The following is a 16,267-nucleotide window of genomic DNA, read 5'->3' on the forward strand; positions in this document are numbered from 1 at the left end:
TCACCACAGGGTCACGATCACCACTTGCGGCCGTAGCGGTTGGGCCCGAGCTGGTCGCCGCGCACGCCCTTGCCGACCCAGGATGGGATCCGGCCCGCGTCGCTCCCCGGTTTATGCGGCATCGGTGGTGGTGCCACGCTGTCCGAGGCGGCGATCACCGGCTCGATCACGTCGGTGTCGACGAAATCGGGGCCGTGGCCGGGCCAGCGTCCATCGACCGCCTCGACCTGGATGCTGCGTCCGGCCCCGTCCCAGGCCAGGGCCGCCTCGTAGCAGCGCGAATCCGGACGACGCTCCATCAGCAGCCAGGGGCCGGTATCGACCCGGCAATGGACGTAATCCGGCGGGGCATCGGACAGCACGAGTGCCCGGACCGTGACCCGCCCTTCGGCGTCGAGCTCCATGCCGCTGCTAGCGGGCGACGTCGGAACGGTGGCGACCCGCCGGTCGGCCGGGCTGGTGATCAGCACGAACGGCGCGGTCCGGTCCAGGGCGCGGAAGCGCCAGCTCGTCACCGGCCCGTCGATGGCCGCGACCGCGTAGCCGACCGAGCCGTCCTCGTTCTGCCCCACCGAGCGGGCGGCGGCGTAGAGGGTCCGGCCGTCGGGGGCGAGCTCGTTGTAATGGGTGTGGCCCATCTCCACGAGGCGCACCCGCGTCGCCCAGAACAGGCCGCCGATGTCGAGGCGCTCGTCCGGCTCGCGCAGGTCGTCGGGATAGGCGTGCATGAATACCGCGCACGGCATGTTCTGCGTGCCGGCCTCGGCGAGCTGGTCGCTCAGCCACTGCGTCTGCGGGCGGCCGAGCCGGAAATCCAGCCCGATGCCTTTCCGGCCGAAGCCGGGGCTGACCATGTCGACGAACAGGCAGCGCACGCCCCGGATATCCGTGCTGGCGCTGTAATGCGGGATCGGTTCGACCGGCCAGGTTTCCGGGCAACCGGAGGGCGGCTGCTCCAGGTCCCAGACCACCGGCTCCGGCAGGCGGTCGCCCAGGCTCGCCGCGAAGGCCTGGAAATCGTCCATCCGGCCGTGCTGGCGGTCGTGGTCGCCGGGGATCAGGCGCACCGGCAGGTCGGGATGCCGGTCCAGCGCGGCCTTCAGGATCCGGTATTCCGAGGCGTAGCCGTTCTCGGCCAGGTCGCCGGGCAGGTACACGAAGTCAAACAGGTCGCGCGGGGCGATCGCGGCGATCTGGTCGAGGATCGCGTTCAGGTCGCGGGCATTCCGGGCCGCTTCGTCCTGCAGATGCAGGTCGCCGACATGCAGGAAGACGAGCGGCTCGCGGCGCGGCGCGGCGCGGGGATCGGGGGCGGACATGGGGCGCTCCTGCCGGCCGGTCAGGCGCGCGCCGGCACGGCCGGGGGCAGGCCGGCACCGCTATCGGGCGTGCCGGTGGCGGCTTCCCCGCCCCGGGTCTCGGGCATCAGCGTCAGGTAGAGGACGAAGCCGAGGCCGGCGATCGCCGCCAGCGCCAGGAACGCCGCGGAATACCCGGCCGACACGATGATCAGCCCGGCCAGCGTCGCGCTCACCGAGGCGCCGACACCCTGGGCGGTGGCCACCGCGCCCTGGGCGGCGTTGAACCGTCCCGCGCCCCGGGTCAGGTCGGCCACGACGATCGGGAACAGGGCGCCGTAGATCCCGGCCCCGACCCCGTCGAGAAGCTGCACGCCGACCAGCCAGAACGGGTTGTCCGAGAGGGTGTAGAGCACGCCGCGCAAAAGCAGCACGCCGAAGGCCGCGAGGAAGATCGGCTTGCGCCCGATGATGTCGGCCTTGGCGCCGACGAAGATCGCCACCGGCACCATCACGCATTGCGCCGCGACGATGCACACGGCGATCAGCGAGGTCGCGTGGTCCTTGCCGGAGAGGTGGGTGAGCAGCTGGCCGACCGAGGTCAGCATCGCCGCATTGGACAGGTGGAAGATCGCGCAGAGCACGGCGAACAGCATCAGCGGCTTGTTCTGCAGCAAGGTCGCCAGGCCCGACGGCTTCTCGTCCGCCTTCGCCTCCGCCTCGGTCATGCCGCGGGCGAGGTCGTCGTCGATCGCGTCGGCCGGGACCATCAGCATGGCGCCGATCGAGAGCGCGGCCAGCACGCCCATCAGCCAGAACACGACGATCGGCCCGAAGAAATAGGCGAGCCCCCCGGCGATCGCCGCGGATGCCGCGTTGCCGGCGTGGTTGAAGCCCTCGTTGCGGCCGATCCGCTTGGCGAACATTTTCGGGCCGACCACGCCGAGCGTGATCGCGGCGAGCGCCGGCGGGAAGATCGTGCCGGCCACGCCGGCGATCGATTGGGTGGCGGTGACGAGGTAGAAATTCGAGATGAACGGCAGGATCAGGCAGCTCGCCGTCACCGCGACGGCGCCGCCGATTACCACGGCGCGCTTGTGGTTGGTGGCGTCGATGAGCGCGCCGGCCGGCGTCTGAGCCACGAGGCCGAGGATGCCCGCGATGGTCATGACCAGGCCGGTGGTGGCCTCGTTCCAGCCCTGGTCCGGCCCGCGCACCGCGATCAGGTAGATCGCCAGATAGGGCCCGAGCCCGTCGCGCACGTCGGCCAGGAAGAAGTTGAGGGCATCGAGGCCGCGCAGGGCCTTGGCGGAGGGAGTCCGGACGGTCGCGCCGCGCGCCGCCGCTCCGGTATCGGTCCTGTCCATCCTGCCCTGGCCCCCGCACGCATGCCGCCGTGGCCGACCCGATCCGGGCCGGCACGTGACGAGCTTGACGCCCGCTTAATCCATCAGTTCCCTGGAATCGTTCAAGATTGCGCGTTTCGGCGTGATTCTCAGACCGTTGAGGGGTTTACCCCCTCCCCAGCTCGTCCGGTGCGTCGGGATTTGCGACATCCACCGTCGTTTCTTCGGACAGATCCGTCCCCGGGGCCGCCAGCCCGTAGCGCTCGATCTTCGCGTAGAGGAGCTGTCGCTGGATACCGAGGCGGCGGGCGGCCCGGGCGCGGTTGCCGTCCGCCTCGCGCAGCGCGAGGGCGATCATGGTCCGCTCCAGGCGCGCGACGGCGCCCGGGAGGTCGCCGTCGAGCCAATCCGCCGGCAGGCCGGCCTCCTCAATCCGCGAGGCCGGCCGCTCGACCGGTAGGTCGATGGCATCGGGGGCGATCACCCCGCAGCGGACCAGCACGGCCGCGCGCGCGACGACGTTGCGCAATTCGCGGACGTTCCCGGGCCAGCCATAGGCGAGCAGCCGCGAGGCCGCGCCGGCGCTGAGACGCTTGCCCGAGGGCGCGAGGAAATGCTCGGCCAGGGGCACGATATCGGCCAGGCGCTCGCGCAGGGGCGGCAGCAGCAGCGGCACGACGTTGAGGCGGTAATACAGGTCGGCGCGGAACAGGCCCGCCTCCACCAGGGCGGGCAGGTCGCGGTGGGTCGCGGCGACCAGGCGGACATCGACCCGGGCCGACCGGCCGCCGAGCGGCGTGACTATCCGGTCCTGGATCACCCGCAGGATCTTGGCCTGCATCGGCGGGGGCATGTCGCCGATCTCGTCGAGGAACAGCGTGCCGCCCTCGGCCTGGTGGAAGGCGCCGGCCCGGTCGCCGACTGCGCCCGTGAAGGCGCCGCGGACATGGCCGAACAGCTCGCTCTCCAGGAGGTCGGGCGGGATCGCCGCGCAGTTGATCGGCACGAACGGCCGGCCCCGGCGGGCGGAATAGGCGTGGAGTGCCCGGGCCACCTCCTCTTTGCCGGTCCCGGTCTCGCCCTGGATCAGCACGGTGGAGTCGGTATCGGCGACGAGGCCGATGGTCTTCAGGACCCGGCGCATGCCGGCGCTCGACCCGATCAGCCCGCCCTCGGGGGCCGTATCCCCCGGATCCGGGCGCGCGCTCGACAGCATGGAGTCGAGGATCGCCGCGAGGTCGGCACGGCCGACCGGCTTGGTGAGATGATCATGCGCGCCGAGCCGCATCGCCTCGATCGTGTTGGCCGGGCTCGCGAAGGCGGTGAGCACGGTCACGGGCGGCCGGCCAGGCAGCGCACAGATCCGCGCCAGGGTGGCCATGCCGTCGAACTCGCCGGGCATCCGCAGGTCGAGGAGCACCGCGGCGACCGGGGTCTCGCGCAGGCGCGCCAGGGCCTCCGCCCCGGAGGCGGCCGGCAGCGGGTGATGGCCGAGATCGGCGACGGTCTCGGCCAAACCCTCGCGCAGGGCGGAATCGTCGTCGACGATCAGGATGGTCGCCATGGCAGGTCCAGCACGAAGGTGGTCTCGGGCTCACCGTCGATGAGCCTGACCGCGCCGCGATGCGCCAGAGCGATCTCGCGCACGATTGCGAGACCCAGCCCGGTCCCGTCCGGCCGGCCGGTCACGAAGGGCTCGAACAGGCCGACCCGGATCGCCGGGTCGATGCCGGAGCCGGTGTCGGACACCCGCAGGTGCAGGCGCACCGCGCCGTCGACGGTCACCCGCTCGGCGGCGAGGCGGACCCGACCGCCCGGGGGCGTGTGCTGAAGGGCGTTGAGCAGCAGATTGTCGAGGGCGCGGGCGATCTGGGGCCCGTCGATCTGCGGCCGGTCCCCCCGGGGCAAGGATTCCGCCGCGATCGCGATCCGGACGGCGCGGGCGCTCGCCAGATCCTCGTGCAGCCGGGCGCAATCGGCCAGCAGCGCGGCGATGTCGGTGGGGGCGCGGTTCAGCGTCCGGGCCTGGGTGAGATTGAGCAGGTCGCGCAGCAGGTGGTCGACCCGGGCGATCTGGCCGAGCACGCTCTCCAGCGCCACCGTGGCGCGGGCCGGATCGCCGCTGACCAGGGCGTTCTCGGCCTTCAGCCGCATGGCCGCGATCGGGTTGCGGATCTCGTGGGCGATGCTGGCGGCGAGGCGGCCGACGGCGGCCAGGCGCTCGGCGGCGACCACCCGGGCGCGGGCCTCCCGCAGGCGCCCGCCCGCGGCGTTGAGGGTTTCGACCAGACGGTCGAGCTCGCGCTCGCCGGTCGGGTCGAGATGCGGCAGGTCCTCGCCGTCGGGCCGCGGCGCCGCCAGGGCGGCCTCCAGCCGGGCGATCCGGCCCGAGAACCCGTACAGGAACCACCCGAGAAAGGCCGCCGAGCCCAGCACCGTCACGGCCAGGAATCCGAGGCCCGCCAGGAAGCGGGTATAGGCCGGGCCGTCGTTGACATGGGCGCGGCCCATGGTCCAGGCGGTGAGCCCGGCTTCAGGCCCGTGCAGGGGGCAGCCCTGGATCAGCAGCACCTGCGTGCGGCTCGGTCGGCGGAGCGACACCGCGTGGTCGACCCGCAGCGCCTGGGCGTTCACCCCCGCGATGCTGTCGCGCTCGGCCTCGGGCAGGTCGGTCTTCGGCCCGGTACCCTCGTAGGTCGGATAGGCGTAGGCGACCGGCCCGTCCGCGGCGCTCCAGACCCCGCCCTCGATGCCCGGATAGAGATCGAGCGCGGCCGCGACGGTGGGGCCGAGCCGGGCCCGGGCGATGCCGCCCTCGCTGCGACGCGCCAGGGCGGCGTAGCGATCGATGATCTCCCGGCAGGCGCGATTGACCGCGACCTCGGCCTGCGCAACCTGGACGGCGGTGGATTGGCTGTAGAAACCGAACATGAGGTAGGCCGTGGCCGCCGCCGAGGCCAGCAGCAGGAACCACAGGGCGAGCAGCCGGGCGCGCAGGCTATAGGCCGTCACGGCGCAGGGTCCTCCGGGGCGCCGGCCGCCCCCGGCCAAGCGGATATCCGGGTGGGCACGCTGTGGAAACGGTGGCAGAGAGGTGCGCGATTGAAATCGGCCGCTGGACCTCGCGGCGTTTGCGCGCTTCTGTCGAAGCGTTCTGCCAATCGGCTGCCGGAGACGGATGGTGTCACAATCCCTCGTCGATCGGGCCGCGCTCGACGAACTTGAAGGTGTCATCGGCACCGAGAAGCTCGCCCGCCTGCTCGACCGTTTCACCGCGAGCCTCGCCACGGCCTTCGACGGCGCGGAGCGGGGCGAGGCGGATTACGCCCGCGAGGCGCACACCCTCGTGTCGATGTCGGGCATGCTGGGCTGCGCCGAATTGAGCCGGGCGTGCCGGGATTTCGAGCAATCCGCGAAGGGCGGCGGCGGCGATTTCACGGCCGCGCTCGTGGACCTTCGCAAGCTGCGCGACGCCACCGTGACGGCCCTGCGCGATCTGCGCGACGACAAGCGGGCCGCCGAGTAGGATCTCACCCGGCCGTGACGGCGGCGAGCGGCGCCTCGAATGTCAGCACCGCTCCGGCCGGCGGATAGCTCAGCTGCGCGGTGCCGCCGAAGCTGTGGGCGAGGCTCCGGGCTATCAGGCGGGTCCCGAACCCGGTCCGGGTCGGCGGGCTGACCGGCGGGCCGCCGACCTCCTCCCAGCGGAATCGCAGGGTCGCGCCCTCGCCGGCGCCGGTGACGGCCCAGGCGATGACCACCTGCCCGGTGGGCACCGAGAGCGCGCCGTACTTGGCGGCGTTGGTGCCGAGCTCGTGCAGCATCAGCGCCAGGACCATGCCGTGGCGCGGGCCGAGCGTGACGTCGGCCCCCTCCACCCGGAACCGCCCGGCGACGCCGTCGCCGTGGAGCGAGACCGCCCCCTCAACCAGCCCGACCAGGGAGGCCGCCGCGAAGGAGCCTTGAAGCAGCACGTCGTGGGCCTGGGCCAGCGCCAGCAGCCGGGCTGCCAGCGCCTCGCCGGCAGCTTCGAGCGAGCCGGCGTTGCGCAGGGTCTGCGCCGCAACCGCCTGGACCATGGCCAGGGTGTTCTTCATCCGGTGGGACAGTTCCTGCATCAGCAGGGTCTGGCGCGCCTCGGTGAGCTTCAGCTCGGTGATGTCGCGCGAGGCCGCCAGGATGCGGTCCGGGCGACCGGGCCGGCCGCCGACCGGGCTCACCGCGATATCCCACCAGGTCACGGTCCGGCCGGATTCGAGCTTGGCCTGGAAGCGGCTCGCGCCGCCGAGCCGCGCCTTGGCGAGCGACGCCGCGACCGCGTCCCGGTCCTCGTCGCGGATCCAGAGGTCGATCCAGGGGCGGCCGATCAGGTCCGTGAGGTTCCGGCCGCAGAGCCCGGCCGGACCGTTCTCGCCCGCAGTGATCAGGATGCCGTCGCAATCCAGGATCTCGAGGACGTCGGCCGCGACCTGCAGCATTCCGGGGGCGGTCAGCGCGCCCGCCCAGGAGGGCGCGGACCAGGTCTCGACGCGGCCGGATTCCGGGTGGTGGAGCGGTGACGGCGCCGGGGCAGGAAACGGCTCACGCCCGAGGCGCCCGGATTCGACGCGGCTCGCGGCTTCGATGATGCGGCCGAGCCGCCGGCTGCGCTGCCGTTCAGCATCCGCCTGTTTGGTCGCCTGCATCAGCAGGTCGCGCAGACGCAGGTTCTCGGCTTCCAGCGCGGCGAGGCGTCGGTCCGTCCCGTCCGCCCGCGGCAACACGAGGCCCGCATCCATCGCTCGCCCCCGTCTCGGCTACCATCCCCCCGCGGCGCAGGCGCCGCAAAAGACCCTCCGACGGTGCGGCGACGCGATGTCGAAGCTCGGGCGCGCCGGCGGATCGAACCGCTTCTGGTGACGCGCTCCGCTCGCGACCGCACGAAACGAAGGGTAGGCGAGGCTAGCACGATATCTGGGATAATCAAATGAGCCGTGTATTCGCCGCCGCCGGGCAACCAGAAGATCAAGTTCGGGCGGCGACGAAGTCCGTCATTTGTTCCGCATCAGCAGGACCAGCCAGCCGATCCCGAGGATGAAGATCACCAGGCCGATCGAGACGAAGACCGGCGTGCCGAGGTCGATCAGCCGCGGCGCCAGCTGGGTGGCGAAGGCCGCCACCACCAGGGCCACCGCGACTCGGGCGGCGGCCCGCTCGATGCCGCGGGTCACCTTGTCGAGACCCTTCACCTCGATCTCGACGGTGACGCGGCCCTGCTTGAGGCGCACCAGCATCAGGTGGATCAGCGTCGGCAGCTCGGAGGCGGCGCCGTAGAGGCCGACGCCCAAGGCCTCGGCCTTCTGCTTGAGGGCGCCCAGCGAGAACTGCGTCTGCATGCTCGCCTTGACCGTGGGGCCGGCCGCCGCGAACAGGTCGAAATCCGGATCGAGGTGGCGCATCACGCCGTCGGCGGTGACCAGGCCCTTGAACAGGATCGCCAGGTCGGTCGGCATGGCGAGGTCGTTCTCGCGGGCCATGTTCATGAAGTCGGTGAGCACCAGCCCGAGGTTGAGCGGGATCGAGGAGTGGCTCTCGACGAAGGACTGGGCCGAGACCTGGAGCCGGGTCAGGTCCGGGTTGCTGGTGCCGGTCCAGTCGAGCAGCACGGCCATCAGGCCGTCCGCGTCCTGCTTGAGCATGGCGCCGATCAGCACCAGCAGCTGCGAGCGCCGCCGCTGCGACAGCCGCCCGATGATGCCGAAATCGATGAAGCCGATCTTGTTGCCCGGCAGCGCCAGCATGTTGCCCGGGTGCGGATCGGCGTGGAACACGCCCTCGATCAGCGCCATCTGCAGGAAGGCGTCGGTGCCCTTCTGGGCGAGCAGCTTCTTGTCGAGCCCGGCCGCGCGCAAGGCCGCCTCGTCGTTGGGCGGGATGCCGTGGATGAAATCCTGCACCAGGACCCGCTCGGAGCAATACTCCCAGTGGATCTTCGGGAAGACGATGTCGTCGCGGTCCTCGAAGATCTGCGCCAGGAGCTCGCAGTTGCGCGCCTCGTTGAGCAGGTCGAGCTCGCCGTTCAGGCCCTCGGCGAGGTGCCGCATCTGCTCGCGCGGCTGGTAGCGGGCCATGTCCGGCCACTCGTTCTCGACGATCCGGGCGCCGTGGGCCATCAGGCGCAGATCCGCCTCGATGATCTTGCGCAGGTTCGGCCGCAGGACCTTGACGATCACGTCCTCGCCCGAGTGCAGGCGCGCCCGGTAGACCTGGGCGATCGACGCCGAGGCGATCGGGTTGGTGTCGAACTCGGCGAACACCGCGTTGGGCGGCCCGCCGATATCCAGCTCGAGCTGCGGGCCGATCTGCTCCCACGGTACCGGCACGACCTGGCTGTGGAGCTTCTGCAGCTCCTCGGTCCAGGCCGGCGACAGCAGGTCCGGCCGGCTCGCCAGAACCTGGCCGAACTTGATGAAGGTCGGGCCCAGGGCCTCGATCGCCCGGCGCAGGCGCTCGGGCTCGGACAGGCGGGTGACGTCGACCCGGGGCCGGCGCCGCGGCAGCAGCGGCAGGTAGCGCAGCCCGAGGCGGTCCACGACGCGGGTGACGCCGAAGCCGATCAGGATCGTCGCGATCTCCGACAGCCTCTGACGGTCGCGGGCGGCAACGAAGGCTGTCTTCAGCATGAAAGGGGCGATCCGTTCGGACACGATTGGGCGTCCGGACAGCACGAGCATAAGGACTTTTTTGCGGTCGCGAAGCCCCGGATGCGTCCCACGGCGACATTAGAGCCGCCGGGGCCGTCAGCGTACGGGCGTTACGGTCGCGGCGCCGCCGGCAGGGGCAGGGCGACCGCCGGGCGACGCGCGTCGCCGAAGCGGGCATTGACCACCAGCAGCGTCACCACCACGGCCGAGAGGGCGAGCGTGGCCAGGAAGTACAGGCCGGCCTCGAAGCTGCCGGTGGCCTCGCGGATCCAGCCGACCATCGAGGGGGCGACGAAGCCGCCGAGATTGCCGATGCAGTTGATCAGCGCGATCCCGCCCGCCGCCGCGCTGCCGCTCAGGAACACCGAGGGCAGCGCCCAGAACGGCGCCTTGGCGCCGTAGAGCCCGGCGGCCGCGAGGGCCATGAAGGCCACTGCCCAGAGCGAGCCGGTGGCGAGGCCGGCCAGCGCCAGCCCGGTCGCCGTGAGGCCGAGGGCGGTCGCCAGGGTGATCCGGCGGTCGTCGTAGCGGTCGGAGATCCAGCCGACGGTGAGGCCACCGACGACGCCGAAGAGGTAGGGCACGGCGGTCATCAGGCCGGTCTGCATGTCCGACAGGCCGGTGCTCTTGAGAATCTGCGGCAGGAAGAACGCCAGCCCGAGATTGGCGCCGGTGTTGGCGAAGTAGATGAACGACAGCGCGATCAGCCGCGGATCCGAGAGCGCCGCCCGCAGGCTGGTCCCGTGGGTGCCGGCGACGCTGCTCTGCTCGGAATCGATCAGGGTCTGCAGGGCGGTGCGGTCGGCCGGGGCGAGCCACAACGCGTCCTTGGGCCGGTCCGGGATCAGGGCCAGAAACACGAAGCCGAACAGGGTGGTCGGGATGCCCTCCAGCAGGAACAGCCATTGCCAGCCCTTTAGGCCCAGGGCGCCGTCCAGCTGCATGATCGTGGTCGAGAGCGGCGCGCCGATCGCCAGCGAGACCGGGATGCCCACCGCGAAGGCGCCGAAGATCCGGGCGCGATACGCTTTCGGGAACCAGTAGGTCAGGTAGAGGATCACGCCGGGATAGAACCCGGCCTCGGCCGCACCCAGCAGGAAGCGCAGGATCAGGAAGCTGGTCGAGCCCTGCACGAACATCATCGCGGCCGAGAGCAGGCCCCAGGTGATCATGATCCGGGCGATCCAGCGCCGCGCACCGACCTTCTCGAGGATCAGGTTGCTCGGCACCTCGAAGAGGAAATAGCCGATGAAGAAGATCCCGGCGCCGAGCCCGAACACCGCCGGCCCGATGCCGAGATCGGCGTTCATCCGCAGGGCCGCGAAGCCGACATTGATCCGGTCGATATAGGCCATGACGTAGCCCACGAAGAGTAGCGGCATCAGGCGGAAGAACACCTGCCGGACGATCCGGTCCTGTTCGCTGGCGACCATGGTGTCCTCGCTGTTTGGGTTGTTTTCGACGGCCGCCGTCGTGAGCGATGTGGCCCGGTACGGCGCGCGAGCCCCGAACGATGCGCGTCCCCGGGGTGCTTCGCAGCGCTCGCGAGGACGGCGGTCGCCAGCCGTCTCAGAAAGCCGGCTCGAGGCCGCTGGCGCGGTAGGCGGCGGCGGCCTCCGGGGTGGTCAGCCCGGCGAGGAAGCGCAGGGCGCCGTCCCGGTCGGCGGCGCCGCGCAGGATCGCGGCCGCGAAGGTCGTGACCTCCTGGACCGGCTCCGGGAACGGCCCCACCACTTCGATGCCCGGCACCACCATCAGCTCGCTGATCTGCTGGACCGCGATGTCGGCCTCGCCCGAGACCAGCTTCTCGGCGGTGAAGCCCTGCGGGATGATCGTCGCCCGGGCGTTGACCGCGTCTTCGAGGCCGAGCCGCGGCAGCAGGCCAGCGAAGTAGATGCCGCTGGCACCGGTGCGCGAATAGGCCACCGAGCGCGCCTCGACGAGCGTCCGCTTGAGCGCCTCGACGCTGCCGATATCGGGATGGGGCGCCCCGGCCCTCACGGCGATGCCGTAGCGGGAGCGCACCGCATCGACCCGGGTCTCCGGCTCGACCTTTCCGGCGGCGATCAGCCGGTCCATGGCGTCGGAGAGCACGAACACCGCGTCGGCGGTCTCGCCCGCCTCCAGCGCCTTCATGATCACCGCGGTGGGCGCCCAGTCGATCGCCGCCCGGCCGCCCGCCGCCGCGAAGGCGGGGACGACATGGGCGTCGAAGGCGCCCCGCACCACGAGGGCACATTTCAGCCGCGTCGCTTGCTGCTCGTCCGCCATGCCGGCTCCCATCGTCTCGGTGGCTGTGATCACCGGGCGGTCGGCTCGGTGCGGGAATAGTCGAGGGCGGTGAAGCCGCCGCCCTGGTAGCGCTCGATCACCGGGTTGCCGCTGGTCTTGCCCTCCAGCGCCGGGGCGTAGGAATCGGCGCTGTCCTGCGGCGCCCAGCCGATCACGTCGCGGCCGTCCCGGCGCCACCAGGTCATCCGGCTGTTGTTCGAGGCGCCCCAGATCACCACCGATCCCTTCGCCCCGAGGCTCGGGGCCAGGGTGGCGCGGGTGATCAGCCGGGTCAGGTCGGCATAGGACAGCCAGGTCGCCAGCATCCGGGCGTCGATGGGCTCCGGAAAGCAGGAGCCGATGCGCAGGAAGACGCTCTCGACCCCGTGCTTGTCGCGGTACAGGCCGCCCATCATCTCGCCATAGGCCTTGGACAGGCCGTAATAGCCGTCCGGCGCCAGGGCGCAGTCGTCGTCCAGCACCTCTTTCCGCTCGTGGAACCCGATCGCGTGGTTCGAGGAGGCGAATACCATCCGGGCGCGCTCCCGCCGGGCCGCCTCGTAGGCGTGGTAGAGCCCGCGAATGTTGGGGCCGATCACGGTCTCGAACGGGTGCTCCACCGAGACCCCGCCGAAATGCAGGATCGTGCCGCAACCCTCTGCCAGGCGCAGGATCGCCGGGCCGTCTTCCAGGTCGGCGAGCTGGAAGCGCGCGCCCTCGGGCAGCGGGTCGGGGAAGGGCACCCGGTCGGTCAGGCGCAGGGTCCAGCCCTGGGCGCCGAGCGCCTTCGTCAGCACCCGCCCGAGGGCGCCCGAGGCGCCGGTGAGCAGGACGGGCTTCTGCGGGATCGTGTCGGGGGATGCGCTCATCGGGTTCGCTCCGGGTTCAGGCGGTCTTCACCGCGTTGAGGGGAGGGGCCGCCTGCGGGCGGCGCGGACGTTTCACGAAGATCGCCATCGCGATGACGCCGGCCGCGGCGATCAGGGCGGCGATGACGAAGGCGCTGGCATAGCCTCCGAGATACTGCACGGCGAATCCCGTGGCGGTCGGGCCGATGATGCCCGAGATGTTGCTCAGCAGGTGGATGAAGCCGCTCACCCCGCCGACCCGCGCCTCCGGCACCAGCTCGTGGATCGTCGCCCAGCAGGATTGCACCGAGTTCGTCAGCATCAGCACCGCGAGTGCGATCAGGGATACCGCCACCGCGGCGTTCGGCGCGGCGTTGACGGTGATCAGCGCGACGCCCGCGATGGCGAGCGGCACGATCGTGGTGATCTTCCTTGCCGCCAGCTTGTCGTCCATGCGCTTGTACAGCAGGTCGGCGACGATGCCGCCGCCGACATAGCCGACGAAGCCGCAGGCCCAGGGGATCGAGGCCACGAACGCCATCTGCTGCACCGGCATGTGCAGGGCGTCGGTGAGGTAACTCGGGAGCCACGAGAGGAAGATGTAGAGGGTGTAGTTCACCGCGAACATGCCGAGCCCCAGCGACAGGGTGCTCGGCAGGAACAGGTAGTCGCGTAGGGACCGCTCGTGGTCGGAGGCGGCGAGGTGCGACACGGCGCGGCTGCGCTCGACCAGCGCGATCTCTTCCGCGGAGACCCGGGGATTGTCCCGGGGCCGGTCGGTCATCAGGATCCGCCAGGCCACCACCCAGATGAGGCCGACGGCGCCGATCACGATGAAGGCCACCCGCCAGCCGTACTGGATCGCCAGCAGGCCGACCACGGGAGCCGCGATGGCGCTGCCGACCGTCTGGCCCGAGAAGGTGAAGCCGATGGTCCGGGCCGTCTCCTCGCGGGGAAACCAGGTGGTGATGGTCCGGTTCGTGGTCGAGTTCATCGGCCCCTCGGCGAAGCCGAACAGGGCGCGGACCACGAACATCTGGGCGAAGCCGGTCACCGCGCCGGTGAGCATGCACAGGACCGACCAGGCGGTCGCCGCCCAGGTGTAGACGCTGCGCGGGCCGTAGCGGTCGGCGAGCTGGCCGCCCACGAAGGCGAAGAGGGCGTAGCCGAAGAAGAACGTGCTGAAGATCACCCCCAGCTCGGAGGGCGACAGGTTGAGGTCCTGCTTGACGAAGGGCGCGGCCACGCCGAGCGCGGCGCGATCCATGTAGTTGATGATCCCGGCGATGAAGAGCAGGGTCGCGATCAGGAACCTGTATCGTTTGGCGAACATCGGGTTTCCTCCGGGATCATCATGTTTTTGTTTTGTATTTTTACAGGAACGCGATCGTGCAGGGGCTCGGGCTCCGGCGTGAGCCCGTCTGGCTGAGGTCGCCGCTACCGGGGTCGATGGCGAATTCGACCAGGCTGTCGCCCTGCTCGTTGGCGACCAGCAGATGGCCGCCGTCCGGCGCGAGCGTCATGAAGCGCGGGTCCCGGCCGCCCGATGGCGTCCAGCCGGCCGGTTCGAGGCTGTCGCCCTCGACCCGGAAGCGCGCGATCCCGTCCTGGCCGCGGTTCGAGGCGTAGACGAAGCGTCCGCAGGGCGTGACCACGATCGCCGCCGCCGTGCTCGCGCCGAAGAAGTCCGGCGGCAGCGTCGGGACGCAGTGGAGGGGCGTGAGCGTCCCGGATGCCGCATACCAGCGGCAGGTCGCGACGGTGGAATCCAGCTCGTTGACCAGGAAGGCCAGCGCCCCGCCGGGGTGGAACGCGATGTGGCGCGGGCCGGCGCCCGGGCGCAGGACGGCCTCGGAGACGATCTCCAGGCGGTTGCCGTCGCGGCGCAGGATGAAGACCCGGTCGAGGCCCTTGTCGGGCACGAGCACGTGGCCTGCGTCCGGCGACAGGACGACGTGGTGCGGGTGGGCGCTGGCCTGCTCGGTCCGGTGCGGGCCCGGCTCACCCGGCATCGGCAGGACCTGCGCGGCCGGCTCCAGCCCGCCATCGGGGCGCAGGGGCATCAGGGCCACGGAGCCGCTGGCGTAGTTGGCCACGATCAGGAACCGCCCGCTCGGGTCGAGGGCCTGGTGGACGCTGTTGGTGCCGCCGGTCTCCGCGCTGCCGAGGTTGCGCAGGGCTCCGTCCGGCGCGACCGAGAAGGCGGTGGCCGCCGCGCCGTCGCCCTGGACCGTGTAGAGCACCGAGCGGGCCGGATCGGCGACCAGGAAGGACGGGTTGTCCAGCCCGTCGACCCGGCCGAGATGCGTCCAGCCCTCGAGCCCGGCCCCGACCCGGTAGATGTCGATGCCCCGGCCCCGGGCCCGGCGCCGCGCGGTGGTGAAGCAGCCGACGAAGGCGAGGCCGAGGGGGGAGCGGGGCGCGTCGTCGGTCATGCCGGTCTCCGGGTCAGCTTCGCCGCGGGACGCGGCGCAGGAAGTCCGGGTTGAGGTCGGTTAGGCGGTTGATCCCGATCAGCGCCATGTCGCGGTTGAGCTCCTCCTTGAGGATCCGCATGGCGTGCTCGACGCCCGCCGCCCCGCCGAGCGCGGCGCCGAACATGAACGGCCGGCCGAGCAGGACGAAGTCGGCGCCGAGGGCCAGGGCTTTCATCACGTCGGTGCCGCGGCGGACGCCGCTGTCGACGATGATCTTCAGGCTGCCCTTCTTCGCAGCGATCTCCGGCAGCACGTCGAGAGGCGCGATAGCGTGGTCGAGCTGGCGGCCGCCATGGGTCGACAGGATGACCCCGTCGGCGCCGCAGCCGCGGGCGATCTCGACATCCTCCGGGGCGAGCAGCCCCTTCACCACCAGGTTGCCGGACCACCGTTTGCGGATGGCCTCCAGGTTCTTCCAAGAGAGCTGGTCCCGGGCGATGGTGTTGCGCACCGCGCCTTGCGACATCATCGGCGGGCCGCGCTCGGCCTCGGTGTTCTCGAAATGCGGGGCGCCGTGCTTGAGGAAGGTCCGGGCCACGGTGCCCAGCAGCCAGCGCGGGTGGGTCGCGCTCTGCCACGCCACCTTGGGCGTGACCTTGATCGGCATCGAGAAGCCGCTGCGGGTGTTGTGCTCGCGGTTGCCCAAAGTCGGGGTGTCGGCGGTCACCACGAAGGTGCGGTAGCCGGTGGCCGCGACCCGGTCGAGCAGGCGGTCGATCCGGGTCTGGTCGCCGGGCAGGTAGCCCTGGAACCAGGCCTGCGGGTTCTGAGCGTAGACATCCTCCAGCTTGATCAGCGAGGAGGCGCTGAGGATCATCGGCAGGTTCATCCGCCGCGCCGCCTCGGCGAGCACGATGTCGCCGCGATAGGCGATGAACGCGGCCCCGCCGAGCGGCCCGACCCCGAACGGCGCCGCGTAGGTCTGGCCGAACAGCTCCGTGGCGGTGTCGCGGCCCGACGTGTCGCGCATCAGCCGCGGCACCAGGGCGTAATCCGCATAGGCGCCGCGGCTATGGGCGAGCGCGGCCCCGGTCTCCGCGCCGCCGGCGACGTATTGAAAGATCATGTGCGGCAGGAGCCGCCGGGCGTGGCGCTCGAAATCGTCGAGCGCGAGCAGGTCGCGGAACCGGTAGGGCGTGACCGCATCGCTGCGCTTGAGGCTGGTGACGAGGGCCTGCGGGCCGGCGATGCCAGGCGCCTCGGCATCCGCCCGCCCGACCGTGGCCGAGTCGCGCGCCGTCGCCCCCGGGCCGGAAGCCGGCTGGTCGAACGTCGCCATCCGCTCCTCCCTGGATTCCGCCGCCGTTCGCAAGACCCGGCGCCGCGCGGTTTCTGAAAGCGCTT

Annotated in this window: 13 protein-coding genes; 1 reads left to right on the top strand and 12 read right to left on the bottom strand. The window is 71.3% G+C overall.

Translation table 11 applies throughout. The annotated features are described in order from the left end of the window. Positions 1–17: 17 nt before the first annotated feature. The 4 genes from WYO_RS08230 to WYO_RS08245 form a co-directional block, all read right to left on the bottom strand. Positions 18–1,319: a metallophosphoesterase gene (locus WYO_RS08230; protein WP_007561127.1), complete on the bottom strand. Its 1,302-nt coding sequence runs from the start codon at positions 1,317–1,319 to the stop codon at positions 18–20. Between the two features lie 20 nt (positions 1,320–1,339). Continuing rightward, positions 1,340–2,665, bottom strand: a complete 1,326-nt coding sequence (locus WYO_RS08235; protein WP_007561129.1) for an MFS transporter — start codon at positions 2,663–2,665, stop codon at positions 1,340–1,342. A 145-nt stretch (positions 2,666–2,810) separates the two neighbouring features. Continuing rightward, positions 2,811–4,208, bottom strand: coding sequence for a sigma-54 dependent transcriptional regulator (locus tag WYO_RS08240; protein WP_007561131.1), 1,398 nt, complete (start codon positions 4,206–4,208; stop codon positions 2,811–2,813). Then, entirely contained in the window at positions 4,193–5,656 is a 1,464-nt protein-coding gene (locus WYO_RS08245) for a HAMP domain-containing sensor histidine kinase (RefSeq protein ID WP_007561133.1), read from the bottom strand. The genes WYO_RS08240 and WYO_RS08245 overlap by 16 nt, the downstream gene beginning before the upstream one ends. Positions 5,657–5,822: 166 nt before the next feature. On the opposite strand from WYO_RS08245, the gene WYO_RS08250 reads away from it, so the two are divergent. After that, positions 5,823–6,170, top strand: coding sequence for an Hpt domain-containing protein (locus WYO_RS08250; RefSeq protein WP_007561135.1), 348 nt, complete (start codon positions 5,823–5,825; stop codon positions 6,168–6,170). Positions 6,171–6,174: 4 nt separating this feature from the next. On the opposite strand, the gene WYO_RS08255 is transcribed toward WYO_RS08250, so the two are convergent. The 8 genes from WYO_RS08255 to WYO_RS08290 form a co-directional block, all read right to left on the bottom strand. Beyond that, a complete protein-coding gene (locus WYO_RS08255; RefSeq protein WP_007561136.1) occupies positions 6,175–7,422 on the bottom strand; it encodes a PAS domain-containing sensor histidine kinase in 1,248 nt (415 codons plus the stop codon). Between the two features lie 252 nt (positions 7,423–7,674). After that, a complete protein-coding gene (locus WYO_RS08260) occupies positions 7,675–9,306 on the bottom strand; it encodes an AarF/UbiB family protein (protein ID WP_039902527.1) in 1,632 nt (543 codons plus the stop codon). Positions 9,307–9,437: 131 nt separating this feature from the next. After that, positions 9,438–10,760, bottom strand: a complete 1,323-nt coding sequence (locus WYO_RS08265) for an MFS transporter (protein ID WP_007561140.1) — start codon at positions 10,758–10,760, stop codon at positions 9,438–9,440. Positions 10,761–10,896: 136 nt separating this feature from the next. After that, positions 10,897–11,631, bottom strand: a complete 735-nt coding sequence (locus tag WYO_RS08270; protein WP_244424109.1) for a substrate-binding domain-containing protein — start codon at positions 11,629–11,631, stop codon at positions 10,897–10,899. Then, complete coding sequence (locus tag WYO_RS08275) at positions 11,628–12,467, bottom strand: NAD(P)-dependent oxidoreductase (RefSeq protein WP_007561145.1); 840 nt, start codon at positions 12,465–12,467, stop codon at positions 11,628–11,630. The genes WYO_RS08270 and WYO_RS08275 overlap by 4 nt, the downstream gene beginning before the upstream one ends. Positions 12,468–12,483: 16 nt before the next feature. Then, positions 12,484–13,779: an MFS transporter gene (locus WYO_RS08280; RefSeq protein ID WP_007561147.1), complete on the bottom strand. Its 1,296-nt coding sequence runs from the start codon at positions 13,777–13,779 to the stop codon at positions 12,484–12,486. Positions 13,780–13,819: 40 nt separating this feature from the next. Beyond that, positions 13,820–14,881, bottom strand: coding sequence for a lactonase family protein (locus WYO_RS08285; protein ID WP_007561149.1), 1,062 nt, complete (start codon positions 14,879–14,881; stop codon positions 13,820–13,822). A 13-nt stretch (positions 14,882–14,894) separates the two neighbouring features. Continuing rightward, a complete protein-coding gene (locus WYO_RS08290; RefSeq protein ID WP_007561151.1) occupies positions 14,895–16,202 on the bottom strand; it encodes an alpha-hydroxy acid oxidase in 1,308 nt (435 codons plus the stop codon). Positions 16,203–16,267 lie beyond the last annotated feature (65 nt).

Origin of the sequence: Methylobacterium sp. GXF4, assembly GCF_000272495.1 — a bacterium.
GTDB lineage: Bacteria > Pseudomonadota > Alphaproteobacteria > Rhizobiales > Beijerinckiaceae > Methylobacterium > Methylobacterium brachiatum.

Bases quoted from the DNA above. Each gene is read 5' to 3' on its own strand.
- WYO_RS08230 (WP_007561127.1), bottom strand. From the start codon at position 1,319: ATGTCCGCCCCCGATCCCCGCGCCGCGCCGCGCCGCGAGCCGCTCGTC.
- WYO_RS08235 (WP_007561129.1), bottom strand. From the start codon at position 2,665: ATGGACAGGACCGATACCGGAGCGGCGGCGCGCGGCGCGACCGTCCGG.
- WYO_RS08240 (WP_007561131.1), bottom strand. From the start codon at position 4,208: ATGGCGACCATCCTGATCGTCGACGACGATTCCGCCCTGCGCGAGGGT.
- WYO_RS08250 (WP_007561135.1), top strand. From the start codon at position 5,823: ATGGTGTCACAATCCCTCGTCGATCGGGCCGCGCTCGACGAACTTGAA.
- WYO_RS08255 (WP_007561136.1), bottom strand. From the start codon at position 7,422: ATGGATGCGGGCCTCGTGTTGCCGCGGGCGGACGGGACGGACCGACGC.
- WYO_RS08260 (WP_039902527.1), bottom strand. From the start codon at position 9,306: ATGCTGAAGACAGCCTTCGTTGCCGCCCGCGACCGTCAGAGGCTGTCG.
- WYO_RS08265 (WP_007561140.1), bottom strand. From the start codon at position 10,760: ATGGTCGCCAGCGAACAGGACCGGATCGTCCGGCAGGTGTTCTTCCGC.
- WYO_RS08275 (WP_007561145.1), bottom strand. From the start codon at position 12,467: ATGAGCGCATCCCCCGACACGATCCCGCAGAAGCCCGTCCTGCTCACC.
- WYO_RS08280 (WP_007561147.1), bottom strand. From the start codon at position 13,779: ATGTTCGCCAAACGATACAGGTTCCTGATCGCGACCCTGCTCTTCATC.
- WYO_RS08285 (WP_007561149.1), bottom strand. From the start codon at position 14,881: ATGACCGACGACGCGCCCCGCTCCCCCCTCGGCCTCGCCTTCGTCGGC.
- WYO_RS08290 (WP_007561151.1), bottom strand. From the start codon at position 16,202: ATGGCGACGTTCGACCAGCCGGCTTCCGGCCCGGGGGCGACGGCGCGC.